The sequence below is a fragment of the Streptomyces sp. NPDC002206 genome (assembly GCF_053593595.1).
The window spans coordinates 72,696-98,908 of sequence record NZ_JBSFCW010000017.1 but is presented as its reverse complement, the minus strand read 5'-3'; the positions used below and the strand labels follow the sequence as shown (position 1 = coordinate 98,908).

The 26,213-nt window shown below is 66.7% G+C and carries 23 protein-coding genes and 7 pseudogenes; 16 read left to right on the top strand and 14 right to left on the bottom strand.

What is annotated here, in order from left to right:
• Window positions 1–11: 11 nt before the first annotated feature.
• From ACWCP8_RS26840 to ACWCP8_RS26830, 3 genes are all read left to right on the top strand, one after another.
• On the top strand, window positions 12–212 hold the full coding sequence (locus ACWCP8_RS26840) for an integrase core domain-containing protein (RefSeq protein ID WP_451118590.1): 201 nt from the start codon (window positions 12–14) through the stop codon (window positions 210–212).
• A gap of 772 nt (window positions 213–984) precedes the next feature.
• On the top strand, window positions 985–1,335 hold the full coding sequence (locus ACWCP8_RS26835) for a VOC family protein (protein WP_352269310.1): 351 nt from the start codon (window positions 985–987) through the stop codon (window positions 1,333–1,335).
• Window positions 1,336–1,556: 221 nt separating this feature from the next.
• On the top strand, window positions 1,557–1,742 hold the full coding sequence (locus tag ACWCP8_RS26830) for a hypothetical protein (protein ID WP_352269311.1): 186 nt from the start codon (window positions 1,557–1,559) through the stop codon (window positions 1,740–1,742).
• A gap of 212 nt (window positions 1,743–1,954) precedes the next feature.
• On the opposite strand, the gene ACWCP8_RS26825 is transcribed toward ACWCP8_RS26830, so the two are convergent.
• Window positions 1,955–2,773 carry an SGNH/GDSL hydrolase family protein gene (locus tag ACWCP8_RS26825; protein WP_451118587.1) on the bottom strand — a complete coding sequence of 273 codons (819 nt, stop codon included), beginning with the start codon at window positions 2,771–2,773 and terminating at the stop codon, window positions 1,955–1,957.
• Complete coding sequence (locus tag ACWCP8_RS26820; RefSeq protein WP_352269405.1) at window positions 2,760–3,329, bottom strand: PadR family transcriptional regulator; 570 nt, start codon at window positions 3,327–3,329, stop codon at window positions 2,760–2,762. The genes ACWCP8_RS26825 and ACWCP8_RS26820 overlap by 14 nt, the downstream gene beginning before the upstream one ends.
• Before the next feature lie 87 nt (window positions 3,330–3,416).
• Between ACWCP8_RS26820 and ACWCP8_RS26815 the strand changes: the two genes are divergently transcribed.
• The gene (locus ACWCP8_RS26815; protein WP_352269315.1) at window positions 3,417–3,848 is read left to right on the top strand and encodes a nuclear transport factor 2 family protein; all 432 of its coding nucleotides are present in this window, start codon (window positions 3,417–3,419) and stop codon (window positions 3,846–3,848) included.
• Window positions 3,849–4,974: 1,126 nt separating this feature from the next.
• On the opposite strand, the gene ACWCP8_RS26810 is transcribed toward ACWCP8_RS26815, so the two are convergent.
• The 3 genes from ACWCP8_RS26810 to ACWCP8_RS26800 all read right to left on the bottom strand — a co-directional run bounded on the left by ACWCP8_RS26810 (window position 4,975) and on the right by ACWCP8_RS26800 (window position 7,958).
• On the bottom strand, window positions 4,975–5,148 hold the full coding sequence (locus ACWCP8_RS26810) for a CsbD family protein (RefSeq protein WP_352269316.1): 174 nt from the start codon (window positions 5,146–5,148) through the stop codon (window positions 4,975–4,977).
• 1,118 nt (window positions 5,149–6,266) lie between these two features.
• Window positions 6,267–7,220 (bottom strand): SRPBCC family protein, encoded by a 954-nt coding sequence (locus tag ACWCP8_RS26805; protein ID WP_451118584.1) that lies wholly within the window; start codon window positions 7,218–7,220, stop codon window positions 6,267–6,269.
• Between the two features lie 6 nt (window positions 7,221–7,226).
• Window positions 7,227–7,958 carry a histone protein gene (locus tag ACWCP8_RS26800; RefSeq protein ID WP_451118582.1) on the bottom strand — a complete coding sequence of 244 codons (732 nt, stop codon included), beginning with the start codon at window positions 7,956–7,958 and terminating at the stop codon, window positions 7,227–7,229.
• A gap of 485 nt (window positions 7,959–8,443) precedes the next feature.
• Here ACWCP8_RS26800 and ACWCP8_RS26795 point away from each other — a divergent pair.
• Window positions 8,444–8,700: pseudogene (locus ACWCP8_RS26795) on the top strand (transposase); the annotation flags it as partial.
• Between the two features lie 220 nt (window positions 8,701–8,920).
• Here ACWCP8_RS26795 and ACWCP8_RS26790 read toward each other — a convergent pair.
• Window positions 8,921–9,401 (bottom strand): annotated as a pseudogene (locus tag ACWCP8_RS26790) (carboxylate--amine ligase); the annotation flags it as partial.
• A gap of 201 nt (window positions 9,402–9,602) precedes the next feature.
• On the opposite strand from ACWCP8_RS26790, the gene ACWCP8_RS26785 reads away from it, so the two are divergent.
• Together ACWCP8_RS26785 and ACWCP8_RS26780 are read left to right on the top strand one after the other, a co-directional pair.
• On the top strand, window positions 9,603–10,142 hold the full coding sequence (locus ACWCP8_RS26785) for a 2'-5' RNA ligase family protein (protein ID WP_352269320.1): 540 nt from the start codon (window positions 9,603–9,605) through the stop codon (window positions 10,140–10,142).
• Window positions 10,143–10,296: 154 nt separating this feature from the next.
• Complete coding sequence (locus tag ACWCP8_RS26780; RefSeq protein WP_352269321.1) at window positions 10,297–11,082, top strand: alpha/beta fold hydrolase; 786 nt, start codon at window positions 10,297–10,299, stop codon at window positions 11,080–11,082.
• Window positions 11,083–11,236: 154 nt separating this feature from the next.
• Here ACWCP8_RS26780 and istB read toward each other — a convergent pair.
• Together istB and ACWCP8_RS26770 are read right to left on the bottom strand one after the other, a co-directional pair.
• Window positions 11,237–12,030, bottom strand: a pseudogene (gene istB / locus ACWCP8_RS26775) (IS21-like element helper ATPase IstB).
• Window positions 12,027–12,563, bottom strand: coding sequence for a hypothetical protein (locus ACWCP8_RS26770; RefSeq protein ID WP_451118579.1), 537 nt, complete (start codon window positions 12,561–12,563; stop codon window positions 12,027–12,029). The pseudogene istB and the gene ACWCP8_RS26770 overlap by 4 nt, the downstream one beginning before the upstream one ends.
• A gap of 154 nt (window positions 12,564–12,717) precedes the next feature.
• On the opposite strand from ACWCP8_RS26770, the gene ACWCP8_RS26765 reads away from it, so the two are divergent.
• On the top strand, window positions 12,718–13,008 hold the full coding sequence (locus ACWCP8_RS26765; RefSeq protein WP_451118577.1) for a Mu transposase domain-containing protein: 291 nt from the start codon (window positions 12,718–12,720) through the stop codon (window positions 13,006–13,008).
• A 98-nt stretch (window positions 13,009–13,106) separates the two neighbouring features.
• On the opposite strand, the gene ACWCP8_RS26760 is transcribed toward ACWCP8_RS26765, so the two are convergent.
• The 3 genes from ACWCP8_RS26760 to ACWCP8_RS26750 form a co-directional block, all read right to left on the bottom strand.
• Window positions 13,107–13,727: a hypothetical protein gene (locus ACWCP8_RS26760; RefSeq protein ID WP_451118575.1), complete on the bottom strand. Its 621-nt coding sequence runs from the start codon at window positions 13,725–13,727 to the stop codon at window positions 13,107–13,109.
• 42 nt (window positions 13,728–13,769) lie between these two features.
• Window positions 13,770–14,198 carry a methyltransferase gene (locus ACWCP8_RS26755; RefSeq protein ID WP_451118573.1) on the bottom strand — a complete coding sequence of 143 codons (429 nt, stop codon included), beginning with the start codon at window positions 14,196–14,198 and terminating at the stop codon, window positions 13,770–13,772.
• Between the two features lie 393 nt (window positions 14,199–14,591).
• Window positions 14,592–14,864: a DUF5133 domain-containing protein gene (locus tag ACWCP8_RS26750; protein WP_352269326.1), complete on the bottom strand. Its 273-nt coding sequence runs from the start codon at window positions 14,862–14,864 to the stop codon at window positions 14,592–14,594.
• 436 nt (window positions 14,865–15,300) lie between these two features.
• Between ACWCP8_RS26750 and ACWCP8_RS26745 the strand changes: the two genes are divergently transcribed.
• Window positions 15,301–15,753, top strand: coding sequence for an SRPBCC family protein (locus tag ACWCP8_RS26745; protein WP_352269327.1), 453 nt, complete (start codon window positions 15,301–15,303; stop codon window positions 15,751–15,753).
• Between the two features lie 175 nt (window positions 15,754–15,928).
• Here the strand turns inward: ACWCP8_RS26745 and ACWCP8_RS26740 are convergent, their stop codons facing one another.
• Window positions 15,929–16,714 (bottom strand): VOC family protein, encoded by a 786-nt coding sequence (locus ACWCP8_RS26740; protein WP_352269328.1) that lies wholly within the window; start codon window positions 16,712–16,714, stop codon window positions 15,929–15,931.
• Between the two features lie 240 nt (window positions 16,715–16,954).
• Between ACWCP8_RS26740 and ACWCP8_RS26735 the strand changes: the two genes are divergently transcribed.
• From ACWCP8_RS26735 to ACWCP8_RS26715, 5 genes and pseudogenes are all read left to right on the top strand, one after another.
• Entirely contained in the window at window positions 16,955–18,109 is a 1,155-nt protein-coding gene (locus ACWCP8_RS26735; RefSeq protein WP_329157625.1) for a magnesium and cobalt transport protein CorA, read from the top strand.
• A 77-nt stretch (window positions 18,110–18,186) separates the two neighbouring features.
• Window positions 18,187–18,726, top strand: a pseudogene (locus ACWCP8_RS26730) (methyltransferase); the annotation flags it as partial.
• Window positions 18,727–18,888: 162 nt separating this feature from the next.
• Window positions 18,889–20,019 (top strand): site-2 protease family protein, encoded by a 1,131-nt coding sequence (locus tag ACWCP8_RS26725; RefSeq protein ID WP_352269330.1) that lies wholly within the window; start codon window positions 18,889–18,891, stop codon window positions 20,017–20,019.
• Window positions 20,020–20,305: 286 nt separating this feature from the next.
• Window positions 20,306–20,912: pseudogene (locus tag ACWCP8_RS26720) on the top strand (ISAzo13 family transposase); the annotation flags it as partial.
• A 384-nt stretch (window positions 20,913–21,296) separates the two neighbouring features.
• Window positions 21,297–22,652, top strand: coding sequence for a serine/threonine-protein kinase (locus ACWCP8_RS26715; protein WP_451118570.1), 1,356 nt, complete (start codon window positions 21,297–21,299; stop codon window positions 22,650–22,652).
• A gap of 254 nt (window positions 22,653–22,906) precedes the next feature.
• Here ACWCP8_RS26715 and ACWCP8_RS26710 read toward each other — a convergent pair whose 3' ends face one another.
• Complete coding sequence (locus ACWCP8_RS26710) at window positions 22,907–23,932, bottom strand: C40 family peptidase (protein ID WP_352269332.1); 1,026 nt, start codon at window positions 23,930–23,932, stop codon at window positions 22,907–22,909.
• A 484-nt stretch (window positions 23,933–24,416) separates the two neighbouring features.
• Here ACWCP8_RS26710 and ACWCP8_RS26705 point away from each other — a divergent pair.
• Window positions 24,417–24,656, top strand: a pseudogene (locus tag ACWCP8_RS26705) (IS481 family transposase); the annotation flags it as partial.
• Here the strand turns inward: ACWCP8_RS26705 and ACWCP8_RS26700 are convergent.
• A pseudogene (locus tag ACWCP8_RS26700) lies at window positions 24,560–24,770 on the bottom strand (GntR family transcriptional regulator); the annotation flags it as partial. The pseudogenes ACWCP8_RS26705 and ACWCP8_RS26700 sit on opposite strands and share 97 nt — an antisense overlap.
• A 192-nt stretch (window positions 24,771–24,962) precedes the next feature.
• Between ACWCP8_RS26700 and ACWCP8_RS26695 the strand changes: the two are divergent.
• Window positions 24,963–25,880: an NADP-dependent oxidoreductase gene (locus ACWCP8_RS26695; protein WP_451118646.1), complete on the top strand. Its 918-nt coding sequence runs from the start codon at window positions 24,963–24,965 to the stop codon at window positions 25,878–25,880.
• Window positions 25,881–26,213 lie beyond the last annotated feature (333 nt).

Sequence of the window (26,213 nt, the reverse complement as noted above, 5' to 3'; positions counted from 1 at the left end):
GACGCCTCGCCATGCTCGCGCTGGCCTTCCTCGCCGCCGCAACCGGCGCAAGGCTTTGGCTTGTTGCCACAGTTTCCGCAAAGAGACCCTGGCGGTCCCTGTCCCAGGTCGAGCTGGCCACCGCCGAATGGACCGACTGGTACAACCACACCCGACGCCACGGTGAAATAGGGCACATCCACCCGCCGAATACGAAGCCAACCACTACCTGACCACCACGAAACCCCAGGCCACAACCACCATCTGAGATCTCTACCGAACCCGGAACGGTTCACGCCCCGGTGCGTCATCACGGTTGGCCCCCATCCCAGGCACCGAACGCAGTCCGGTCAAGTCCCTTGGGCGCAACTACCTCCGAGGCCTCCCCTATGCCAAGCGGCACGGGTACACACCCGAATGCGCGGAAGACGCAAGTACCGCGGCCGGGTATCTCATCCCTCCTGCTCGTCACGTAGGTACTGGGGCCTGGCCTGTGCCATATGGCTCTACCTGCCGATCATTCCTGACTGCAGTCGTTCGACCAGCACTGGAACCAGCGGGAACACAGCCGATCGGAGGACTGATCACGCCTCCAGCACAGCATCACATTGAGCACAGACCAGCCGGGCGTACTCTGCGGTGTACCACGAGGAACCGGGATCTGTTGGCCTGCCGGGAGATGGCTCCATGGCGAAGGTGTCCTTACCGCAGAGGGTGCGCGGCCCTGGAGTCGTGGTGGACCCAGGGGCTGCGGGCGCCGCGTGCACGCAGCGGACGGGCCGCCCCTCAACCAGTGATGCACCGGTGACGGATCGCGCTGCACTTGGCTGATCGAGCTCATACATCACGAAGATCTCGCTCATGTCCCGACGGTAGGCCGATACAGCGGATCATGCAGCGGGGACGTGACCGTCATGGTGAAGCCGGCGGACCCGGTCATGAACCGCAAGCACACGGTTTGACGTCGCAGCAGCGGGTGTCCGCGTCGGGGCTTACCCTGACCGCATGATCACCGGTGGACACATCATCATTTACAGCCGTGACGCGGAAGCGGATCGGGCCTTCTTCCGGGATGTGCTGGAGTATCCGCATGTCGATGCGGGAGGCGGCTGGCTGATCTTCAAACTTCCGCCGACCGAGATCGCCGTGCATCCCACAGACGGTCCGGAGACGCAGGAGCTCTACCTGATGTGCGACGACATCAGCGCAACCATGAAGAAGCTGGCCGCGAAGGGAGTGGAGTTCACGCAGGCAGTCACTGACGCGCGCTGGGGGCGGCTGACCAGGTTCCGCCTGCCGGGCGGCGGCGAGGTGGGCATGTACGAGCCCCGCCACGAGCGAGCTACCGATCTGTGAAGCATCCCAGCACCGGGGAATCCTGGAAGATTGGATAACCGACGGCGGATCAGTCACCGGATCACCCATCCGATCAGAGCCACCAAGACCTGTCCCATAACTGCTGGCCACAGGCGCGATGGTCTTGGCGTGTCTGGTGTGATCACGGCCTCGGAGCCGTCCCGGCAGCCCAATACACCGGGCTACGCCCGAGGGGTGCGAGCAATTGCCAAAACCTGTGGATGGCCGCTCCCCCGGGCGGGCTACAGGTCATAGCTAGGATCTCACCCTCCGACGAGGACAACGACCTGGTCACCGGTCTCTTCTTGGCCAGTCACGAAACCGCAGGCATGAACGAGTGGCAGATCCGTGAAGGCGGCATACTCATCGCCCGCGCCAGCGACGATTATCGATATCTCGACCAGTAGACCTGCCCGCCTCACAACCCTGCGGTTCAAGTGCAGGCTCTCCACGAACCGAGGCCGGAGCTGCTGGGCTCCGGCTTCAGCCATTTCCACCCGGCCCGGTGTCGGCGTACTCGCAAGCGGGCCCAACCGGGGGTGGATGGACGTGCCCACTCCGGTGTCCAGCACAGCGTGGAACCTTTTCGGGAGAAGCCCGACCGATGCAGAGGCCCTCCCTACGGCGATTGCCTGGGACCGGTGTCCGCCGGGGAGTCGGGCGTGGCGCTCAGGGGCAGGAGCTGGGGGCGTTTTGCGGTGCGGCCGTCGCCGGAGGACTGGCCGCGCAGACGGCGTGCGAGCCAGGGGCCGAGGAATGCGGCCGCCCAGCGCAGTTCGGCTGCTGCGGCTTGCCAGCCGGCAGGGACCGCCCGTGGAGGCAGCGGGAGCGTCCAGGCGTCGTCGCTTCCGGGCAGGTGAATGGCGTGGGCGACGGCTGCGGCGATCCGCTCGTGGCCCAGGGGGCTCGCGTGGAGTCGGTCAGCGCTCCACAGGCGTGGGTCAGTGGTGACAGCGTGCCCGGCGGTTTCGGCGACCGTGACCCCGTGCCGGGCGGCCGCAGCGCGGATGCGGGCGTTGAGGTCGAATACACGGGACCTGACTGGTCGGGCAAGTGGCGCGATCTTCCCGACATCGGGGAAGGTGAGAGTCACTACGTGGGCCCCGGTATCTGTGAGCGCGGTGAACACTTCTTCCAGATGCCCGGCCACCTCCGCGGCGTTGAACCGGGGCCGGAGCAGGTCGTTGACCCCGGCGACGACAGTGGCCAGGTCAGGGCGCAGGGCCAGGGCGGGCCCCAGCTGTTCGGCGCGGACCTGGCCGGCGACACGTCCTCGTACGGCCAGATTGGCGTACTCGAGAGAGGGGTTGACGGCCGCGAGGTGCTCGGCGAGCCGATCGGCCCAGCCCCGTAGACCGACGGTGTCGTCGCCGTCGCCGAGTCCTTCGGTCTGGCTGTCGCCCAGGGCGACGTAGCGCAGGTATTCACCGTTGCTCATGGGTCGTCAGCCTTTCCCGCAGTACGGCTGAGATCCGCAGGCACCAGTCCCGGTTGCCCTGTTCAAAGGCCAGGCCGCGCAGGCAGGTCAGGTACGGCCCGATCCGTTCGCCTTGACGCAGGAACTCTTCCTCGTCCGCATCGCCGCGCATCTGCCGCAGCAGCTTGCCGAAGAGCTCGATTCTGGCCTCGGCTGCGGACGCTCGCTCTTCGAGCTGCTCGATCACCGGCGCGGTACCGATGCGGTCGGCGGCCTGGACCTTGACGAGCAGGTCGTCGCGGATGAACGACGGCTTCGATACGGATGCGGCAAACTTTTCCAGCTCGGCGAGACCGGCGTCGGTGACCCGGAACAGACGTTTGTTGGGCCGGGTTTCCTGGACCACCTGCCGACCTGCGACCAGCCCTTCCTTCTCCAGCTTGGTCAGCTCGGCGTACAGCTGCTGGGGCAGGGCGTGCCAGAAGTTCGCGACGCCGACGTCGAATGCCTTGGCCAGTTGGTATCCGCTGTATTCGCCGTCCAGCAGCGCCGCCAGTACGGCATGTCGCAAGGCCATCGATGGGTACCCCTTCCCTTTCCTCGTCCGCCACTGCATCATACTCAAGAAAGTGACTAGTCAGATTATTGAGTATCAGGAGGGGTCATGGAGACTGCTGAACGCTTCCGCACCGTCGTGGAGAAGCGCGATCTCGCAGCGCTGGAAGACCTGTTCACCGAGGACATCCGCCTGTACAGCCCGGTGAAGTTCACCCCCTTCGAGGGCAAGCCCATGGTGCTGGGACTCTTCGGCGTCCTCCTGCGCACCTTCGAGGACTTCCGCTACATCGGACACTTCGAGGGCGCGGCCGAAACCAGCACCGACGGCGAGGAGGCTCCGTCGGCGATCCTCCTCTTCCGGGCCACCGTGCATGGCAAGCAGATCCACGGCATCGACCTGCTCCACTTCGACGAGACGGGCCGGATCAAGGAATTCACCGTGATGGTCCGCCCACAGTCCGCGGTGCACGCCCTGGGCGAGGCGGTACTCGCCGGCCTGGTCGCCGACGGCCTCATTCCCCGGCCCGACGGCCGCTGAAGGGGGGCGCATGCGGGAACAGCCGCCCCCCGGACCTTGGGGCAAAGCGATCCCTCACCGACACTCCAGTGCGAGGACCCTTGTGGTCGAGGTCGTCGACCTTCCAGCGGCGTCGGCGATGAGGGCGCCCAGCCGTCCGTGCGGACTGACAAAGGCGTGACGCGACAGAAGCTCGGCGGCCTCGTTAACGCCGAGCACGTCGGCGACCAGTCGCGCGCCGAAGCCGGGCGGGGTGGAAGCGGGCACAGGATTCGCTGGTGGTGGCGGGTGTCATGAGCTCGGGCGACGCACCCGGGCCTACGCAGGGGCTGCCGCCGATGCCTGATGCCGCACGTTGCCTTCCGGGCTGCTTCGTCCATGGGTGAGCGGGCCCTGGCCGCTTGAGCGCGGCGTCCGAGAGGTGAGGTGGCCGCAGCTGCCTCCCGCTCTCGCTCAAGCCGGACGGCGGTGGTCCTGTCGGCGGAGCCAACACGCGCTTCAGGGCGGCCCCCGCTCGCCCGCGCTCGTTCCCCTGCACCAGGTACTGCAACTCCAGGAGAGCCGAGTCACGCATGCACTGCTCGGGGATACGTCCATCAGACCCCGGCCATCCAGCAGGCCAAGCACCCTTTCGAGGGGCGCAGGTCGCGTCGCGTCTCCCAATTAGCGGTCGAGTCGTCGCGGGGTTCCGGGCGGCCAAGTCCTCTGAGCCATCCAGCGGCGACTCCATGACAGCCATATCCGGAACCCCTGGGCCCCGCCGATCTTACGAATGACCAGCTCAGACCCACATCAAGAAAGGTAGGACTCCATGACCCACAAGTGCCGTGCTCGCCTCGCATCCGGCGCCGGCTCACGCCCATGGTCAAAGCGGGCGAACGCGACTATCCCCGGGGCCCTGGCCCGGCTCCGCTGGGCGAAACGGCAGTAGACGCCGGGCCGGCGTGGGCCGAATACCGGCGGGATTGCCGTCATGTGCGGCCCAGGAAAGGGGCCACGAAGTCACGAGGTGGCTCCTTGTCCACCGGCGCCGTGGCGTCGGCTCGCGAGGGAGCATCTGCCGCATCCGGACCGCAACGCATTCCCGGCCAGGCCATAACGGCGGACCCCGCAACTATCCTTTCGCACCGGACCTGCCTGGCTCATTTCAGCGCTTGAAGGCGTCCTTCGCCTTCTCCTTCGCCTGACGAATGTCACCCTTAGCCTTCTCGGCGCGACCCTTCGCCGTCAAACCTTCGTTGCCTACCGCGCGGCCGGCGGTCTCCTCCACCTTGCCCTTGGCCTGTTCCACCTTGGCCTTGGCCTTCTCATCCTTGGCCACGACACTCACATCCCGCTTCTCAAACTCGATGGATGACTGCCACCTCAACCGTAAATGGTTCCGTAAACGCAATCTACCGACCGGTCGGACCGAAACGAGATTATGTGAAGTCCGGATGAGATTGAACGTCCTCAGGCATGGCCAACAAGGGCTGGGATTTATAGATCTAAAGAGTGCTTCATGATCCTCTTCCTCGGACTCGTTGTTTTGATCGCCGTGGGAGGCGTCTTCTCGAAGAGCGCGCACGGACTTACTGGCGGGTTCTCGGTCTTCGGCTAAGAGGTCACGCGTTCCACCGCGACGCGCTTCGTGTACGGCATCGTTATCGGAGCGGTGGCTGTGCTCGGGATGCTCCCGCTGCTGATGGCGCGCGCCAATCGCCACCCAGTCACGTGGCAACACGCTCGTGCCGACGGGGAGCTTCATGATCAGGTCTTCACTCGGGTCGCCGAGGCGATCCAGGTGCAAGTCGGAAGATCGCCCTGCGGACACGGGGCCACGTCACCGTGGCAGTCTGCACTGTTCGGCCATCAGTCTGCGCACTGAGGGGGACCGTATCGGCTACTAGCGGCGCTCCGTTTGCCGGGCGCGTCCTGGGTTGTCCAAACCAGTCGCGGCGGAGACGTCCTCTCCTCCGCTCCGACGATGCGAGCGACCTCTCCGGCCCTCGTCGCGCATGCCCATTTTCGCCGGAGCCCTTGCCCCACTGTCCCCCGAGAGGGCTGGTGCTCTCGACGGTGTCACGAGGGACGGATTTCGAACTCCTCCTTGGAGACCTTCCTGCCGCTGCTCGTGCGCGGCGGCCGGGTCACCGGCAGAGCCCTCGGCAGTCTCAACTACCAGATCGAACACCACCTGTTCCCCAACATGCCCACCCCCTAATCCCGATCTGCGACGGGCGCACTGCGAGTGGCGAGAGCACCCCACTTCAGCTGGCCGGCTTCGATCGCTCCCGGATTCCGTGGAGAGAATGGTCGGTGCTGCTGCCGTTCACGGTTCGCCGCCGCACCTCTGCTGGACCGGCGACTCCCAATGAGTCGACCTTTTCGCGAGCGACAATGCAGGAGACGGACCGTCACAGTGCGGTTTAGGCCACCTATTCATGTCGCATGCCGGGATCACTCCTCCCGGTCTTCATCGGCGGCCTCGTCCTCCCATTCGTCTTCCTCCACGTCCTCTCCTTCGTCCTCAGCATCGTCGTCTTCCGCGGATTCGTACTCGCCGTCATTCTCCGAGTCCTCGGCCTGTGCTGCTTCTTCCTCTTCCAGGGCGTCTTCGTGCGACATGACGACTTCACCGTCTCGGATCTCGCCACGCCAGCCTTCCGGCTCTTCCCCAGTGAGAGAGACGTACCGCTGGAAGTGCTTGAAGTCCAGCCGAACCCGGCGGCCCTGGGCCCGCCAAATATTTCCGGTCTTTTCGAAGAACCCGGACGGGTAGTACTCCAGGACCAGGACGATCCGCGTCAGCGCCGGCGCCAGTTCGTGGAAACTTACGGCACCCTTGGTCGTCCCCTTGGCGCCTTCGGAGCTCCAGACGATTCGGTCGTCCGGAATCTGCTCCTGAACAGTCGCTTTGAAACTGCGGGAAGAGGGGCCGACCTTGACCTTCCAGTCGCTGGTCATCTCGTCGGTCATCGAGACGCTGCGAACGCCCTTGGTAAAGCTGCTGAACTTGTCGTACTGGGTCCAGTAGTCGTAAGCCGTGCGAAGGGGCACGCCGACATCGAGGACCTCAATGATGTTCATGCTCTTACTACTGCCGGACTTGCCCTTGCCGCGGCCGAACGCCTCCTTGACCTTGCCCACGACACTGTCCTTGAGACCTTTGGCCTTCTCGGACAAGAACGCCTTCACGGGGGATTCGCCCCCGAGGACGCGCGAGCCGATTTTGAGCAGTGACCCGCCGTTGTCGGCCACATCAGTGAGCTGTCCCGTGACGTCCGTGAGCTTGTCGCTGGCTTTCTCCGCGAGCCGTCCCACCTGTGCTTCGACGAAACCCGACAACGCCTCACGCAGTCCGTCCGTCCCCGACCCCTGCGTCTCTCGCTCCTTCGTCTCCTTCCCAGCCATGGTGGGTTACCTCCGTCGATCGGCGCGCTTGGATGTCCTCTTCGCTGGCCGCCCTGAGGACGCCGCCCTCTTTGCGGGAGCCTGCTTCTTGGGGGCAGACTTCTTCGCTGGGGCTGCCTTCTTCGCGGCCGGCTTCGTCGCAGAGGACTTCTTCTTCCGGGATGGCTCCTTCGCCGCCGCCTCGGGAGAACTCCGGTCGGAGGGGGCCCTCTCTCGCCTTGACGCGGTGCCCCTCTCGGGCCGAGCCGGCTTCCGGGAGCTTCTCCGGCGCTGCGGGCGTTCGGGTTCCTCCTCTTCCTCCTCCGGTTCCTCTTCTTCCTCCTCCGGTTCCTCTTCTTCCTCCTCCGGTTCCTCTTCCTCTTCCGGTTCCTCCTCCGGTTCCTCTTGCTCCTCTTCGTACTCCTCCGCCGGTTCAGCTTCTTCCTTCTTGCCGAGGCTGGCTGTGCGGTCACGGAGCGTGTCCGAGAGCGTCCCCATTCCGCGAGTCGCAGCAGCTGTCACTGCCTTGCGGCCGGCCTCGAGGAACTCCCCCTTCAGCTGATCCTGCAGTTCGGCCACCTGCGGGATCTCCCCCAGCTTGCGCATTCCCTCGGTAGCGAGTTGGCGCGGCTCAAGACCGAGCCGTTTGCCCGCCAGATAAGTCGCCACGCTCAGCGCGAGCTTGCCCTTCTTCGTGCGTCCCAGCACGTATCCGCCGACAAGGGCCGCGGCGAGAGTCGCCTTGGTCTGATCGTCCATGCGCACGTCACCTTCAAATTTACTGCGGGACCCGCCTGTGCCGCGCAGACGCAGTTCTGTGGCTGTCAGTGGTCTCTGCCCTAACGGCGGCCACTGCCGATTTGGGGAGCGCAACGAAGGGGGAACCTAGTCCTGCTCACTTCGGGCGGGGCCGGCCCTCTACAGCCCGGCGAATCAGGCCACGTCGCCCGGTCGCCTCGGCACGAGAGCCATCACTCAATGCCGGTCCTGTACTCACAAGTCTCGCCCGTTTTGTGTCAGTCGCATCTTGGAAAGCTCTGCCTCCTGCTGAGGGGGCGGGCCGCTGGGGACTGTAAAACGCCTCGGCAGACTCCGCCTCGGTCACGTTCTCACTCGGCGTGAACTCCTCCCACACGATTTCCCAGACGCCCAGCTCATCGACGAGCTGGTGGGCCGCGCCCAGGCCGAGGGCCTGCAGCTGACGGGTGAGGGGTGGCCGAGCCGCAGCTGGCGAAAGCGGTGGCCTCCGCTTCGACACCGCGATCCGGCGCATCGTCTGCACGACGAACGCAATCGAGTCCGTGAACGCCAGGATCCGGCGGGCGGTCAAGGCTCGCGGCCACTTCCCGAACGAGCAGGCCGCGTTGAAGTGCGTCTACATGGCCATCATGAGCCTGGACCCACCGGCAAGGGCCGGGCCCGCTGGACCATGCGCTGGAAGACTGCCCTGAACGCGTTCGACATCACCTTTGACCGTCGCCTCTCGACAGCACGTCAGTAACCCCAACCACCCTGGACACACGTTCATTTGATAGACCCGCGTACGGTTGTAGATGCCTGCGGGGCTCTCCGTGAGCAGCAGGGGAAATGAATGGGAAGTCGCTCCGGCCCGGGCCGGACGGGAGCGCAGATGGTCCGCGGCCCGGCGCGGAACAACTGTGCAGGTGAGAAAGTGGCTCGCGTCCTGCAGCCCGTGCTGCGATGAACGCGAGGTCTCGTCGTCATCCTCGGGTGCGCCGTACGCACTCCGCAATGGTGGCGCGGAGGCTACCGGTCCGCTGCATCAGGTCTCTCTGGACATACGCTCCGTTTCCCGCAGTGAGCAAAGAGTCCAGCGCGTCCTCGGCCGCCTTCAGGTCGCCGCTCTCCTCCAGGGCCCCGCGTACATGCGCCGGTAGCGCACGAGCCACGGTTTCGGCGGGTTCGGGACGCATGGTGAGAGGGTGGAGCAGCCGGTCATCCCGCCCGGAACGGCTCGCTTCAGGCAGCCATGCGCAGGAGAGTTGTACGGAATTCGGCAGGCGGCTTACCGGCCCGCCGTTCACGCGCCGCTGTCTCGACCAGACCACGAATCAGGGTGGCCAGCAGCACCGTGACCACCGGATCAAGGCACACGTCCGCAACTCTGACATCGATGGTGGGGTAGCGGTGGGAGAGACGCGCATCAAAGTAGATCATTCCCTTGTCGCGCAGCACTTCGGTGTTGGCTTCGTTCACTTCAACCGACAGCGTTTGTTCGTGGGTTCCGGCGGCGTTCAGTGATCATCGGCGCTCTGGATGTTCACGGGAAATAGCGGCAGCGTCTTGGTCGTCCCGCTCGTCGACCTGCTTCGCAGATCGACGTGATCGTTCAGCGAAAAGGGAGCCGTGCTGTCTGCGGCAGAGGTGACACCATGCGGTGTCATGGCAGATGACAGCACCAGTGCGTTTCAGGCGGGCCAGACGGGGCTCATCGTCCGGATCCCGGAGGCGGAGCCGTCCGTCCGCGGGTGGCGTGAACGGCTCGACCCCTCGGCCCAGGCCGGGGTTCCAGCCCACGTCACCGTGCTCTTCCCGTTCCTCGATGAGAGCCGAATAGATGCGCTCGTCTACTCCGCTCTCGCGGACGTGCTGAGCGGCCACGAGGCCTTTGACCTGCGGTTCGAGAGGTGTGGGCGGCTCCCGGAAGTGCTGTATCTCGTCCCCGAGCCTGACACGCAGTTGCGGCAGCTCACGGAGGCGATCGCTGATCGTTGGCCTGAGGCTCCGCCGTATGGCGGCCGGTTTGCCGAGATCGTGCCGCACCTGACCATCGCTCAAGGCCAGGAAGACGCCGTCCTGGAGGAGATCGAGGCCGACCTCGCAGGCAGGCTCCCGTTCACGTCTCACGTCGCGTCGGTTGAACTGATTGTGCACGACGGCGTGAAGTGGCAAGAACGGGCGTCGTTCGCACTCGGAGAATGAAGCAGGTCATGAGGCTTGGCTGGTCCGCTGCCCCTTGGGTGACAGCGCCAGCGTGATTTCCCCGTGTACGGCCACTTAGCTCGGTGACTGCGGGTGCCGAGTAAGGGCCGACTCGGAGCTACGGGGAGTGAGTGGTCACGTAGACTCGCAGGCCATGGACGACCGTGTGCGGGGCAGCTTCGAGGTGAACGGGCGCAGCCTCTCCTATCTCGATTTCGGCGGGCCCGGCCCGGTTTTGATCGCTCTGCACGGGCATTTCAGCGAGGGCGCGGATTTTGCTTCGCTGGCCGAGCGGCTGGACTTCCATTGGCGAGTGATCGCGCTCGACCAGCGAGGGCATGGCGAGTCCGATCAGGCCGCCGACTACGAGCGCAGCAGCTACGTCGGCGACGTCACAGCCTTCCTCGACCACCTCGGGCTGGCGGAGGTCGCACTGCTCGGTCATTCCCTTGGCGGCGTGAACGCCTACCAGTTCGCCGCCCGGCATCCCGACCGCGTCACCGCGCTCATCGTCGAGGACATCGGAGCGGTCTGCGACATCGACCTGACCTTCGCGAAGAACCTGCCCGACCGCGTCCCGACCCGAGACGGGCTCGTCGGAGCCCTGGGCGCCGTCGCGCCGTACTTGGAGATGACCTTCAGGGAGCGAGCAGAAGGCTGGGGCTTCTCCTTCGACGCGGCCGACACGGTCCGGTCCCAGCAAGCACTGTCCGGTGACCATTGGCACGATTGGCTGAGCGTGCGATGCCCGACCCTACTGATCCGGGGCACGCGCAGCGACGAACTGTCGGCCCCCCACGCCCGCGACATGGCAGCGAAGCGATCGATCCGTCTCGTCGAGCTGCCCGCCGGACACGTCGTTCACCACGACCAGCCCGACGCCTTCGCCGAATGCGTCCGGCGGTTCCTAGCCCCCGTCGACAGCATCACCACCCCATAGCTCGCTGGCTCTGTCGCGCGGATCGCAGTCGCCATGCCTGCGCGGATCGGCCGGGCCGATTGTGCCATTACAACCAGTGACAATCGCGGCCAGTTGACTCCCCATCAACTGGCCGCTATCACCCTTGGGGCAGCGGACCAGCAGGGGGCTCCAGTCAGCTGGCTGCAGCCTGCTCGGCGCGTGCTCGGGTGCTGGCGAGACGGTAGGAATCCGTTCCGGTCTCGATGATGGTGCCGTTGAAGGTGAGACGGTCGACGATGGCCGCGCAGAGGCGGGGATCGGTGAACGTCTTGGCCCAGCCGCCGAACGACTCGTTGGAGGCGATGGCGACGCTGTCTTCTCCTCGCGTTCGGTCAGGACTTGAAAGAGGAGTTCTGCGCCGCGGCGGTCGAGTTCCATGTAGCCGAGCTCATCAATGCAGAGCAGGTCGACACGGCCGTAGCGGGCGATCGTCTTGGAGAGCTGCTTCTCGTCGGCGGCCTCGACGAACTCGTTGGCCAGCTTCGTCGCCAGCACATACTTGACCCGGTAGCCGGCCATCGCCGCCTCGGTTCCCAGCGCGATCAGCATGTGGGACTTGCCTGTCCCGGAGCCGCCGATCAGGCAGAGCGGCTGACTCTTCTTGATCCATTCACAGCTGGCGAGAGTGTGGATGGTGGCCGCGTCGATGTTCGGATTCGCGTCGAAGTCGAAGGTCCGCAACGACTTGTCCCGGGGGAAGCCAGCCGCCTTGATCCGCCGTTCCGAACGGCGCCGGGACCGGTCGTCGTACTCGGCCATCAGCAGCTCGGCGAGGAAGCCGCGATAGGTCTTCTGGTCCTTCATCGCCCGATCGGCGATGTCGGCGAACTCGTTTCTGATCGAGGGGAGGCGCAGCAGGTGGCAGGCGGTGTCGATGGCCGTGTTCGCGGCCCGCTTGGTCAATCCGCGCTGGCTGGGCAGGGTCACTGTGCTTCTCCCTCGCGGTATTCACCGCCGCTGGCGCGACGGCGTGGGAGCAACTGGTCGTAGTGGGTCACCGAGGGCAGCGGCCTGGTGTCCGGGGGAAGATGCGCGAGCCGCCACTCGTGCAGAAACGTCACCTTCGCCTCACCGGCGGAGCCGGCGGGCGAAGGGTGCCCGGCGGGTTCGTCCTCGGCCTGGGCGACCTTGCGGGCCTCGAGGGCGACCGCGTCCGCGGTCAGTGCCCCGGCCCGCAGAGCCATTGCGAGGCCGGCGACCAGGTGCTCGTGCGAGACGTAGCGGGCCAGCAGCAGCACCTCGATCAAGGCCCTGGTGCCGGCAGTGTCTCCGTGGGCCTTGACCGCCGCTGCCCACCAGGCGTCATGGACCGGGGTGAACTTGCCGGCGGAGCGGGCCTGTTCAAGTGCGGTAGCGCCGGGGAAGGCCCCCGACTTGCGGATCAGAGCCTCCAGGTATTGGTCCAGATCCAGGCGGCAGCCACCCTTCGCGATCAGACGCTCATGCCGTGCCACTTCCATGTTCCGGTCGTAAACCACCAGGTGGGAAGCGTGCAGCACAACCCGGACCCACTTGCCGATCAGCCGGCCGGGACCGAGTAGCGGTTCGTGCGGACCGCGATCTGGCTGTAGCGGTCGACCCTCGGAGTTCGGAGGGCGGGCGGCTCGCGACCACATGGCCCTCAGGCCGCCGCCGCTACCGCCGACTCCGTATCTGGTGGCCGAACGGAACCTGCGTCCGGTCGACAAAGACTGCCTGGTCGCCTGCGGCGGCAACCTCTACTCGGTGCCTGCCCGCAAGGTCCGACCGCGTCAGCTGGTGGAGATCCGGGCCACGAAGTCGCAGGTCATGCTGCATTCCACCGTCGCGGGGCCAGCGGCGAGGCGCTGCTGGCCACCCATCCTCGGGCGGTCGGCCGCAGGGTCCGCGTCGTCGAATAAGCCCACTGAGCGTCGGTTGTCCTGAGATGTTGAACCTAGTCGACAAGAAAGGCTGACCAGCGGCGACTGGGTTCGATGTCAAGAGCACTCAAGACACTGCGAGTCCCGCGACTGTCCTGAGCGTCAGAGACTGGAAGCGGTGCCTTCTGGCTCTGGCGAGGGCTCGGTGGTCTTGGGGAAGCCCAACTCGTCGAGGAGCGTGCTGAAGAGATCCTCCACGAAGGTTTCCCGCGAGCGCAGCATTTCCTCGATCCGGGGCTGTTGCGCTACCGCCACTGGCATGCCGGCCGCTACGGCCCAGGCGAGGGATCCCCCAGCATCGGCTGGAACTTCTACTTCGAGCTCCGCGCGCTTGCGGCTCACGGCCTCGTCGAACTCGGGTGTGCCCATCCACAGGCTCACGTCGTCCACTTCCTCGGGCTCCTCGGTGAGGAGTGCTGCCGCGTTGTCCAGGTTGAGCCACGCCTGCCAACGCTCACCATTCGTTCCCAGCCCGGTGATGAGGGCGATGTCGCTGTCAGAGACGTCGGCAACACAGGCTGGCCCACCGGTCCATTCGACCAAGGCGACCAGGTAGTCGTCCTTCCACAGCCCGTGACCGAACTGGAGGGTCTGCCAGCCGCCCGGTCGCGGCCACCACGACTGCACAGTGTCCTTCAGCTCCCGATTGATGTCGTCGAACATGGGTGCTTCCAGCAGCGGACGCTCGCTTCGAGCAAAGACCAGGTGACCCGAGAACCCCACGGGACCCCCTCCTTCGAGACATTGCACTCACCCTACGGGCTGCTACTGACACGGCCGGGAAGTCCGAGTTCGGACACCAGGAATAGTCGGGCGGCCGCCCGCGGACAGAGCTGGGGATGTTGGTCCGTACGCAACTGGGGAGGAAAGTCCGTACGCCGACAGGACGTACGGCGGGTTGCAAAGAATGAGGTCATAGCGGCGGTCCTGCATGGCAGAGGCCAGATCGCTGTGGCGAACAGTGATGCGCTGGCGGTGCAACAGCGCGTTGAGCCGCGTGGTCGCCACGGCACAGCGCGCGATGTCCACGGCGGTCACCCGTCCACCGAGCTGAGCGGCGCGCACGGCCAGAGCACCGCTCCCCGTTCCGAGGTCCAGCACATCCGCACCCGCTGCGACGTGTTCCCGGTCCAGGGCAACCATCAGCAGCCGCGTGTCGTACTGCGGCGCGTAGACGCCGGGCAGCGTGATCACAAAGGGGCAGGGGGATTCTGCTGTTTCTGCAGACTCGGAAGCCATGAAGGAATCTCCCTGTGAGATTTTCACGCGCCATGGCCCGGCGGTCGAGATGGCAGTGCGGCGCCTCTGACCGGCCGGAGATGTGCTGCGCGTTGGTCGCCGGGTGCATTCGGCCTTCCTTCCGGGCTCCCTACGCCTGGGACGCGTTCGTACGCAGCGCCTCATGCATCGTTTCGGCGTCGCCTATGCCCCTTCGAACCCCGGGCTCATCTTCTTCGTGTTCCGCTCTTCGCCTTCGGCCTGAGAAGGCGTCGTCTCGCTCAGGGGCGTGCCCCTCGGCGTTGGCTCGTAGTCCGGGTGGGGACACCCACCACTGACCGGTTAGGCCGTCCTCACGGACCACTCCAGTCATCTCTGGATGCCTGTGATTGCGCCTGATGGCAGGTTCACAGGTCCGGCCGCTAGCAGGGAGTCATCCTGAGGACGGGCCCCCGGCAATTGATAACGGGCGGCCACCAGCGCACTGTCGATGTCCCCCGTGCCCGTGGCCACACACAGCGTGTATGCCACATCGCCTATCCGCTGCCGGGCGTCACGGGCGCCGCTCCCTGCCTCCAGCACCATCAGAGTCTCGTACTGCTCGATCAAGTTCCGCAGTACGGCCGGGTGAGCCATCAACATGGACGATCCTTCCGCTCGACAACTCTGGACGGGCCGTTGGCCTGACCGGCCGACTACCCCGAGCTGCGGCGGCCACACTTCCGGGCCGCCAACCCCGTCGTTACGAGGGGCCGGGAGGCGCTCCGCCGAGTGTGTGCACTTCCGATGAAGGACCTGTAGGAGGACAAATTTTCCTCGCACATTCATTCGAACATTGGAGGCGACTCTCGTGCGCACTCAGAGCTATGCGACATCGACCCGATGTGCCCACCTTCGTCATGAATGGGAGAATTTTCGCAAGGGAGCTGAGAAGAGTTTTCGCGTTCGCAGACCGGATCCCACCCCCACAGGCAGGGTTCGTCCTGGGCCCGTCGGCAATCGGCGCAGTGCACCGGCTGCCGACGGGCCGAGCAATCGAAGAACCTCGACAGCGGAGCCGAATGCGCAGGAGGCGATCATGGCCGTACGGCACAGGCTCATCCTCCGTAAGCCAGGTGTGGTGTGGTCTCTCCTCGAGGACGAAACCCGTTACGGCGACTGGGTCGTCGGCACGCACGAAACCGGCCCGGGGGAAGGCCGATGGCCCGAGGTCGGATCTTCGATCGACTTCACGGTGCGTCTGGGCCCCAAGGAGTTCCAGGGCCACACCACCGTCCGTCGCATCGATCGGCCCCGTGCACTCGAGCTCGAGGCGGACAACGGTCCGCTCGGCACCGCACGAATCGCCTTCGACATCCGGGCCTGGGGCGACAACACTCTCGTGATTGTCGACGAACACCCTTTGCGCGGACCGGGAGGGCAGTTCCACAACGCCGCGCTCGACGCCCTCCTACAGATCCGGCACCGCACCATGCTCGGGCGACTGGCCAAGGTCGTCGAGGAGATGCCGCCCGACGCCGACCGCCTGTGACGCACTGGCGACTGACCGCAACAACGGTACGGAACAGCCGTCCGCCAGGGAGGGCTCCGAACAGGGACGGCTCCGAACCGGTCGAAGTGCCTGCGTGTCGTCCGCTCTCGGACCGTCGGGGGCGGGGCCTCGGCCGGGTGTCGGCGGATGCTCGGTGATCCCGCCTCCGGAGGGCTCAGTCCCCGAGCCGGGGCGAGGTGACGGTGAACAGTCCACCCTCCGGATCACGCAACGTGATCCAGTGGTCGGTCTCGGATTGCTCCACGGGAGAGACGCTGCTGCCTCCGAGGCCGGTGGCCGTGTGAACGGCAGCCTCGATGTCAGGCACCCGGAAATGGACGTGCCAGCGCGGTCGGACCTGCGGGTCGGGAGCGGCCTCCACGGCTCCGCCGCTGAGCCGCGCCACCGTGTCTTCGCCGTGACGGAGCACGACGTGATCGTTTTCGTAGGCGACTTGGCAGCAGCCCGGGCGCTCGCCGCCCCAGTCGAGGACCTCGCCGTAGAAGATGGCGGCATCGAAGGCATCTCTGGTACGCAGTTCGAGCCAAGCGGGGGCCCCTTTGCGACCCACCCCCCAGTCCGGGATGACCTCTCCCTCCCAGATCCCGAAGACTGCGCCGTCACGGTCCGCGGCCAGTGCCGCCCGGCCGGTGCCGAAGGAGAGGGGGCCGACGGCCAGCGTGGCGCAGCGCTCGCGGATCCGTGCTGTGGTCACGTCGGCGTCGTCAACGGCAAAGTACGGCGTCCACGCCACGGCCACAGCGAGATCCCGTGCAAGCGCGCCGATGCCGGCGACCGGAATCCCCTCGTGAAGACCGACGGAGCAGGCATCCCCGAGCCGAGCGCGGCGGAACGTCCAGTCGAGGACAGAACCGTAGAACTGCTGCGCCGCTTCGAGATCATGGGTCATGAGGCTGACCCAACATGGAGCGCCGAACATCGCGTGGCTTGAGGTCGACATGCCTGCCATCTCCTCCACCGTCACGTATAACCGGCATGTCCCACAGTAGCGCCGGGCAGGTCGAGCCACTGGGGCTCAGCGGCGCCATACCGGCCGCGACACGACAGGTGTCGCGGCCACCCATAGGCTGTTTTGTGCCGAGGGCCGGTTTGCAAGAGACCTCGCCCGGCCAGGTACCACCTGATTCGGGGCCGCCACATGGACCCAACTCAAGTGGATTTCCTTCTGGAGGTTTCTGTCATGTCCGATTGGCGATCGCGTGCGGCCCGAGCGGGTAAGTGGCCGCTGAGCCCGGGCGGACACGGGCCGGACCCGGCCCCCGAGCATTCGATGGATCCACGGGCGGAGCAGGAAGAGCCCCCCGCGTCTCTGGCCCGCAGCGTGGTGGACGCGGCGATCTACCGTGACGGGCGGCGGATCGCGACGCCCTCGACGCTGGAGGAGATCTACGAGCGGCTTCCGGGAGAGCCGGGCACCATGGCCTGGATCGGGCTGTATCGCCCTTCCCCCGCGCAGCTGTGGGAGGCGGCGGAGCAGTTCGGGCTGCACGAGCTGGCCGTCGAGGACGCCATCGTGGCCCACCAGCGGCCGAAACTGGAGCGCTACGGGGACACACTTTTCGTCGTACTGCGCTCGGCCCGGTACATGGACGAGGCCGAGGAGGTGGACTTCGGGGAACTCCATCTGTTCGTCGGCCCCGGATTCGTCCTCACCGTACGGCACAGCCAGGCACCCGACCTGGCCATTGTCCGCAAGCGACTGGAGGGCGACCCCGAGCTGCTGGCGCTGGGCCCCGAGGCGGTGCTGTACGCAATCCTGGACGCGGTGGTCGACGGTTACGCGCCCGTGGTGGCCGGCCTCCAACACGACATCGACGAGATCGAGACCGAGGTGTTCGGCGGCGACCCGAAGGTCTCCCGCCGTATCTACGAACTCTCCCGCGAAGTTGTCGAGTTCCAGCGCGCCACCCGGCCGCTCCTGACCATCATGCGCGGGCTCGAGGCCGGTTTCGAGAAGTACGGCACGGACGAGGAGCTTCAGCGCTACCTGCGTGACGTCGCCGACCACGACACCACCGTGGTCGAGCGCGTGGACAGCTTCCGCGAGATGCTCGGCGACATCCTCACCGTCAACGCCACTCTGGTCAATCAGGCCCAGAACGAGGAGATGAAGCAGCTGGCCGAGGCCGGCCACGCACAGAACGACGAGATCAAGAAGGTCTCCGCCTGGGCGGCCATTCTCTTCGCGCCCACCCTCATCGGCACCGTCTACGGCATGAACTTCGACCACATGCCCGAGCTGCACTGGGTCCTCGGTTACCCCTTCGCCATCGCCCTGATGGCCGTGGTCTGCGTCGGCCTGTACGTAGTTTTCAAACGCCGCGACTGGCTCTAGCAACCCGTGGCCATCCCGCCGGATCAGCACGACGTTGACGCCGTGGGCAGGCAGCGAGCCAGACCGAACTGCCCGCGGGGGACACGGCCTTCGACATCGGCACGGGTACGGGAGTGCTGTCCGCCGTCCTCGCCCGTCGTGGAGTGCGCCGCATCGTCGCCACCGACCAGGAGGCGCGCGCCGTGGATTGCGCCCGTGACAACGCCGCCCGCCTCGGCCTGGCCGACAGGATCGACGTACGGCACGCCGATCTCTTCCCGGCAGGCCGCGCCCACCTGATCGTCTGCAACCCACCCTGGCTCCCGGACCTCCCCCGCACGCTGCTGGACCAGGCGGTGTACGACCCGGACAGCCGGATGCTGCGCCGCTTCCTCGACGGACTTGCGGACCATCTGGAGCCGGGCGGCGAAGGCTGGCTGATCCTCTCCGACCTCGCGGAACGCCTAGGGCTGCGCAGCCGTACAGAACTGCCGGACGCGATCGCAGCGGCGGTCCTGCGCGTGCTGTCCCGCACGGTCACGAAGCCGCGGCACCCGCGTGCGACGGACCCGTCGAACCCCTTGCACAGAGCCCGTGCGGGCGAGGTCACGTCATTGTGGCGTCTCGGGATTGCCTGAGCCTCAGCTACCTCGGCTCCGGCGCCTGTGGGCAGACCAGGGCTGTCGTGGGCGGGAGCTTGAGAGCGACAATTGTGGGTGGGTCCGGTACTGGTCGGTTCACGGCGTCAGGTCGCGAGATGCTGCCCGCTGGACCGGGTTCCGGGCCGACAGGAGACGACGATGAACGGATCGGTCCGTGTCGGACAAGTTGTCGGGGTACCACTGCGGATGCACTGGAGCGTGCCGCTGCTGGTGATCCTGTTCGCGTACGGTCTTGGCCACCAGACCCTTCCGGCATGGACTCCAGGGCGCTCGGATGCGGTGTACACGTTCGCCAGTGCCGTGGGGGCCGTGCTGCTCATGGGCAGCCTCCTGCTCCACGAAACGGCGCACGCTGCGACTGCCCGCAGGAAGAAGATCGCGGTACAGGATGTGACGCTGTGGGCGCTGGGTGGGATGACCCGGATGGGGAGACCGCAGACGGCCGCGGTGGCTTTCGCGGTGGCGATCAGCGGGCCACTCACCAGCCTGGTCATCGGGGGCGCCGCGCTCGGAGCGGGAATCGGGCTGCATCCGATGTCCGGCTGGGCGGTGCCCGCCGCCGTGCTGGTGTGGCTCGGCTGGGCGAACCTGTTCCTGAGTGCGTTCAACCTACTGCCCGCTGCGCCGCTCGACGGCGGAAGGGCGGTGCAGGCGCTGTTGTGGTGGCGCACCGGAGACCGGGACCGTGCGGATCGGGCTGCCTCCCGAAGCGGTCAGGTCATGGGCGGGCTACTGATGGCCTTCGGCTGGATCTCCTTCCTGCGCGGGGTGCCGGGGGGGCTGTGGCTCATCTTCGTCGGTCTCTTCATCACGGTCGTCGCCGGCGCCGAACGGCAGCGCGCCGTGATCCGCACAGCACTGCGGGGCATCAAGGTCGCCGATGCCATGTCCAGCCCGGTGACCACCGGCGCCGACTGGCTGACCATCCGGCATTTCATCGACGACGTGGCAGTGAACTCCCGCCATTCCGCCGTGCCGCTGCTCGACTTCGAGGGCCGCCCCAGTGGGATCGTTGAGGTACGCAGGCTTGCCCGGATACCGGAGGCGCGCCGGGAGGCCGTACGCGTGCGCGAGGTGGCAATGCCGCTCTCACAGTGCGCGGTTTCCGCCTCGACTGATCTTCTGAGTGAGGCTCTCGAGAAGCTGCGCCCGGGTAGTGGCATGCGCATTCTCGTCGTGGACGGGGGCCATCTGGTGGGGATCGTCACCGCGAAGGACATTTCACGGCTGATCCAGCAGCACGGGCTGGGGGGCCAGGGGCCCAACTGAGTTCGGGGCCCACAGCGTCGTCGGCGAAGGTCGGCAGGGGCCGGCCCTGGTGTTGCGCCGCGGGGGCGCGCCCGGGCGTACGGCAGCTCACCTGCCCGCGGACCCGGCCCTGACGCCAGTCCCCCAGCGTGCTGCGCCACTGTGCGTGTTGAGGATCTCCGGGGGTACGCGTGTGGAACGGTGAGCTGCCTTCAGCTCACGCCACACAATCGGAGTGATTCCCCTTAGGTTAGGGCGTGCAGATCTTTAACCCGTGGCTTTCCGCTCGGTGGTTCGTTGGTCTGGCATGGGTGGGTTGGAAGGGCAACGGGCCATGTTGTCAGCCCAGTTCGGGGCGACCCTGCCGCATTTGGATGAGCGGCAGCGTCGTCTGTTGATAGGGGCGGAGGCCCGGTCGCTCGGCCACGGCGGGATCAGGGCGGTCGCCCGTGCCGTCGGTGTCCGTGCGGCCACTGTGTCGCTCGGGGTGCGGGAACTCAACGCCAAAGAGGCTCCGTTGGGGCGGTCCGTCGGCCCGGGGGTGGCCGCAAACGCGTCGTCGACCTGGACCCTGCACTACGGGCTGCGCTGCTCGCCCTGGTCGAGCCGGATGTCCGCGGGGACCCCATGTCGCCGCTGCGCTGGACCACCAAATCCACTCGGAAGCTCGCCGAGGAGCTAACCCGCCAGGGCCACAGAATCTCCGCGGATACGGTGGGCGACATCCTGCGCCAGGAGGGCTTCAGCCTGCAGAGCAACGCCAAGATCCTGGAGGGCAAGCAGCACCCCGACCGGGACGCACAGTTCCACTACCTCAACGAACGAGCTCGGGACCACCAGAACGGCGGGGCCCGGTGATCAGCGTGGACACGAAGAAGAAGGAACTGGTCGGCCCCTTCCGACGGCGCGCCCGGGGTTCGGCGCAGGGCTCGGCGGTCGGTGCACGGAGACCTGAGAGCCATGCGGCTGAGTGGGGGGACTTGTAGCGGGCACACGAGGTAGATGCCCGATATTCCGCAGCTATTGGTTGAGACAACGCGCCGCCTCTGTCCGAGGGCGCGGACGCTCACCGGTCGAAGAGACCCCGGCGTCTCCCGCACCACGGTTTCCCTTTCCCTGAGGGTCCCGGTCGCCGGGCCGCACTGTCCTGCTGGTCGGCGGCCGGGCGGACTCGCCGGTGTCCTGGCTCCGCCTCCGCCCTACGCGCCGGGCGGAGCAGTGGACTCCTCCGTCGGCCCGCCAGCTCTGTGACCGCCGCCGGATACGGATCGCAAGAAGATCAGAAGGGAGTGTGCTCCGTGTTGGTGGCTGGTCGGTACCGGATCGTCGCCAGGCTCGGCCGCGGGGGAATGGGCGAGGTGTGGCGGGGGGTGGACGAAGTACTGGGTCGCCCGGTGGCGGTCAAGCTTCTCCTGAACCAGAGAGCCGACGAGGCGGCGATCGCCCGGTTCCATCTGGAGGCCCGGACCGCGGCGCAGCTCAGCCACCCGCACGTGGTCGCTGTGTACGACACCGGCACCGACCTGGAAGGCCACTACCTGGTGACGGAGTTTCTGGACGGTCGCAGCCTCGCCGAGGAGCTGGCCGCGCGCGGGCCGTTGTTGCCCGCGCGCGTCGCCGGGATCGGTGGGCAGGTTGCTGACGCCTTGGCCGCGGCACACGGGCAAGGGGTGGTGCACCGGGACGTGAAGCCGGGAAATCTCCTGCTGGCTTCCGACGGCACGGTGAAAGTCGGCGATTTCGGGATCGCCCACTTCACAGACGAGTCCACGGCCGGGCTGACGCTGAAGGGCCAGATCATCGGCACCAGTGCCTATCTGGCGCCCGAACGAGCCGTGGGCCAACCCGCCGGCCCTCCGGCGGACATGTACGCACTGGGCTGTGTACTGTACGAACTGCTGCTGGGTCACCCTCCTTTCCGGGCGGAAACCCCCGCCGCGATGCTGTACCAGCACGTCGATGTGGTGCCCGACTCCCCGAATCGGCACCGTTCAGATCTGCCCAAGGCGTTCGCGGCCTTTGTCATGCAATTGCTGGCGAAGTACCCCGAGGCGCGGCCGACCGCTGCCGAAGCCGTCGAGTTCCTGGCCTCCGCGGAACAGTGGAGCGCCGGGCAGCCGTCATCGGGCGAATTCACCCCTCCTGCCGCGGGTGTCCCCGGTCACTCCGCGACGGCCGTCAGCCAGGGTGCCGTGCGGCAGAAGGAGCCCGGCAGCCTGCATTCACTCCGGTCGCGGGTCGCCACCGGCTCGCTTGTGGCAGCGGTCGCAGCCGCTGCGGTCGTGAGCCTCTCCGCGGCGCCCCCGATCACGGAGGAGGGGAGGGGAAAGCCGCACACCTCGACCACGGCCCGGCCCTCATCGACACACGGCACAGTGAGCGCGACGCAGCCTCCCCCGTCCGACCCGGCCGCCGCCACCGCAACGCCGTCGGCAGAGAAGATGTCCGCCCACGACAAGAAGGCGTCGACGGACAAGTCGTCCTCATCGTCGGAGAAGCCGACGCCCACGAAGAAGCCCAGGCCTTCCGAGAAGCCCACGACCACCAGGACGCCCTCGCCCACAAGCACTCCGACCCCGACGGTGAGCAGCCCGCTGACGCCGAGCCCCACTCAGCCGGAGAAACCGACTGGAACGTCTCCGTCGGCTCAGTGAGTGTGCGCTCGCTCTCCTGCGGCATGTCGGCGAGGGGCGCGGGCGCCGGTCGATTTCGAAGAGTGATCCTCCGCTGGGGACTGCACCGTCGGCCTTCTCGGCTTGGTCCGTTCGACCGCGCACCGCCCGCGCACACGGAGTCGACATCGAGTAACCATCGGGATATCGAGCCAGGGGCGGACATTATTCTCAGGCCGCCTCATCCTTTAGACGGACAGTCAGTACGGCGCGGGAATCCGCCCGGTCGGGCGTGATCAGATGCGCACCGCGGCCTGGAAGCTGCCGATGGTGTTCATCGACTCGTAGCGGACGTAGGCGCCCGGGTACGGGGCGTGCAGCACGGTGTTGCTGCCTGCGTAGAGGCCCACGTGCGTGGTGTTGTTGAAGAAGACCAGGTCGCCCGGCTTCAGCTGGCTGCGCGCGATCCGGGTGCCCTCGTTGATCTGGGTGTACGTGGTGCGGGTGATCTGGGCACCGGCCTGGGCGTAGGCCCACTGGGTCAGGCCCGAGCAGTCGAAGGAGCCGGGACCCGTGGCGGAGCGGACATACGGCTTACCCACCCGGGTGTCGGCGGCCTGGAGGGCGGCGGCGCCGAGGGCGGAGGCGGGGACCTCGTTGCCGAGGTCGACCCGGTCACCGGCGGCGCGGCTGGCACGCAGGTCGTCCTGGCGCATCTTGTTGCGCTCGGCGACGGTGAGAGTATTGAGCACCTCGCGGGCCTCGGCGAGCTTCGCCTGCTGCTGCTTCTTCTTCTCGCCAAGCGTCTTGCGGACATCCGCGAGGTCGCTCAGCTTGTCCTGGGCCTCCTTGCGCTCCTGCGCGAGGGACCGCTGCTTCTCCTGGATCTTCTCCAGCGATTCGGCCTGCTTGGCCGTCAACTGGTCGAGTGCGGAGGCCTGTTCAAGGAAGCTGTCCGGGTCTGAGGCGAGGAAGAGCTGCACGGAGGGGTCGATGCCTCCGGAACGGTACTGCGCGGCGGCGAGGGAACCGAGGCCGAAGCGGAGGTTGTTGAGCTCCTGCTGACCGCGGGCCACCTTGTCCTGGAGCGCGCCGATCTGCTTCTGGAGCTTCTCCTGCTTCTCCTTGGCCAGGCTGTGCTGCTCGGTGGCCTCCTCCGCCTCGTGGTAGAGCTTGTCGACCTTCGCCTTGACCTCGCTCTTGGTCGGTTTGGGGTCGGCGTGGGCTGCCTGGGAGGTCAGGGCAACGGCCGCAGCGGCGGTCGCGGTGAGCACGGTCACGCGGGTACGGCTCGGCTGCTTGGGACGACGGTGGGACGCCACGAAGGCGGGCTCCTTCTTCCTTGAGCCGCCTACCGGGCTATGAGGGGATGTGAATCCCCGGCTCCGTGCACGTCACGGACTCGGCGGTTCCTTCACTGCCACCCCGAATGGGTGATCAATCGCGCGAAGGTTCGAGGCCCGACCCTAGTGACCATCTTGTGATCATTCAAATCTTCACGGGAGGAATCTCGTCACAGGATGTACTTCTTTTACTCACATCACACAGGGTGTAGCGGCGACTTGACGGTCCGTTCCGTGATTTCCGGCAAGTTGCAACAAACGGGCGGTCAGCTCCTCTTCTTCCCGCGCCGCACAGCCTGCAGTTTCATCCCGACCATCAACAGGCGGAGGCTGTCCGGCTCGTCCGACTTCACCGATGTGGGCTGGTACCTCCACGCACTGGTGCCGTCCCTACTGACCGTTGGGCTACGAAGCACGGGACATCGGCTTCTGAGGCTCGGTTCAGCCGGCGGGCGGGTGAGGGAAACGCCGTGCCATCCGTCTGCGGCGCAAACACCGTATCGGCCCGCTGCGGCTGGCTGCCCGTGCCGGCGTCGCCGCCTCCACCGCCCACCGCATCCTGCGACGTCACGGCCTGCCCGTTCTCGCCGTACTGGACCGCGCCACCGGCGAGCCCATCCGCCGCCGCTTCGGCGACCGTGTTGCGCGCGATGCCCAGGTCGGCGGCGAGCGTGCGGGAGGAGGGCAGCCGGGTGCCGGGCGCCAGCCGCCCGGAGCGGACCGCTTCCCGCAGCGCCTTCGTCAGCCCTTTGCGCAGGCCCGGCCCGGTCGGCTCGACATGCAGGTCGAACCCCGGAGTGGCCCAAGGTTTCGCCATGGAAATGGACCATACTCATGGGCTGCTCCGCTCCTAAGATCGGAGACATGACGGCGAGCGAATAGCAGTCCGGCCGGCGCTGTGCAGATCGGCCGGCCGCGTCCTATCAGCCCCGCCGAGGGGATGTCGAACAGGCTTTCCATCCCTGCAACATTTCCACCAAAGAGACAAATGGCCGAGGAGACGATTCCCATGAAAGCGATCGTGGTGACGGACCAGGCTGCGGGAACGGCCGGGATGACGCTGGTGGAGCGGCCCGAGCCGCAGGCAGCGCTGAACGATGTCGTCGTTCAGATTCATGCCTCGGGATTCGTCCCGACTGAGATGGCGTGGCCCTCGACCTGGACCGATCGCCTAGACCGTGACCGAACACCGTCGATCCCTGGGCACGAGCTGGCCGGAGTGGTCACCGCCCTCGGCTATGGCACGACGGGACTGTCGGTGGGACAGCGGGTGTTCGGCCTCACGGACTGGACTCGCGACGGCACCCTGGCCGAGTACGCGGCCGTCGAGGCACGCAACCTCGCGCCGCTGCCGGGCGACGTCGACTTCACTGTGGGCGCGAGCCTGCCGATCTCGGGCCTCACTGCGTGGCAGGGACTGTTCGAGCACGGCCGCCTTCAGGTGGGGCAGAGCGTGCTCGTGCACGGTGCGGCCGGCGCAGTCGGGTCTATGGTGACGCAGCTCGCTCGTGAGTTCGGTGCGTACGTCATCGGCACCGGCCGCGCTGCCGACCGTCAGACGGTGCTCGACTTCGGCGCGAAGGAGTTCGTCGACCTTGAGAACGACGTCCTGGAAGAGGTCGGCGGCGTCGATCTGGTGTTCGATGGCATCGGCGGCGACATCGGGAAGCGGTCCGCGGGCCTGATTCGGGCCGGAGGAACGCTGGTGTCCATCGTCGGGCCACCGGAGGCGCGGCCCGCCGACGGCCTGACGGTCGACTTCGTCGTCGAGTCCGATCGTGCCCAACTGAGTGAGATCGTCCGGCGGGTGCAGGACGGACGACTGCGGACGAACATCGGCTACGTCTCGACCCTCGACGATGCCGTCGCCGCCCTCAATCCGACCGAGCGACGCAAGGGGAAGACGATCATCCGCGTTCGTCCGTGAGGACTCGGGGACAGTGACCGGTCCTCCCCTGCTCGTGGATCAGCGTCAGATACGTGTCGGGTCGGGCGACTCGTACCGGAACATGTCATCGGACTCGTCCGCTACCTGGTGCGCACCCCGCGTAACCACGGCCAGCTGCCGCCCGACAGCGATCGTCGGACGCCAGGTCGGCACGACCAGGCTGGCATTCGGGCAACTTGTGGAGATCGAGCTCGTCGACAAGATATAGCCAGCTAAGGGGTGTGCCGTAAGGGCTCGGCGCCGATCGCGTTCCGACCCAGGTCAGTGCCTTGCCAGGTCAGCCGCGATCCGCATACGGCGTCTTCCGAACTA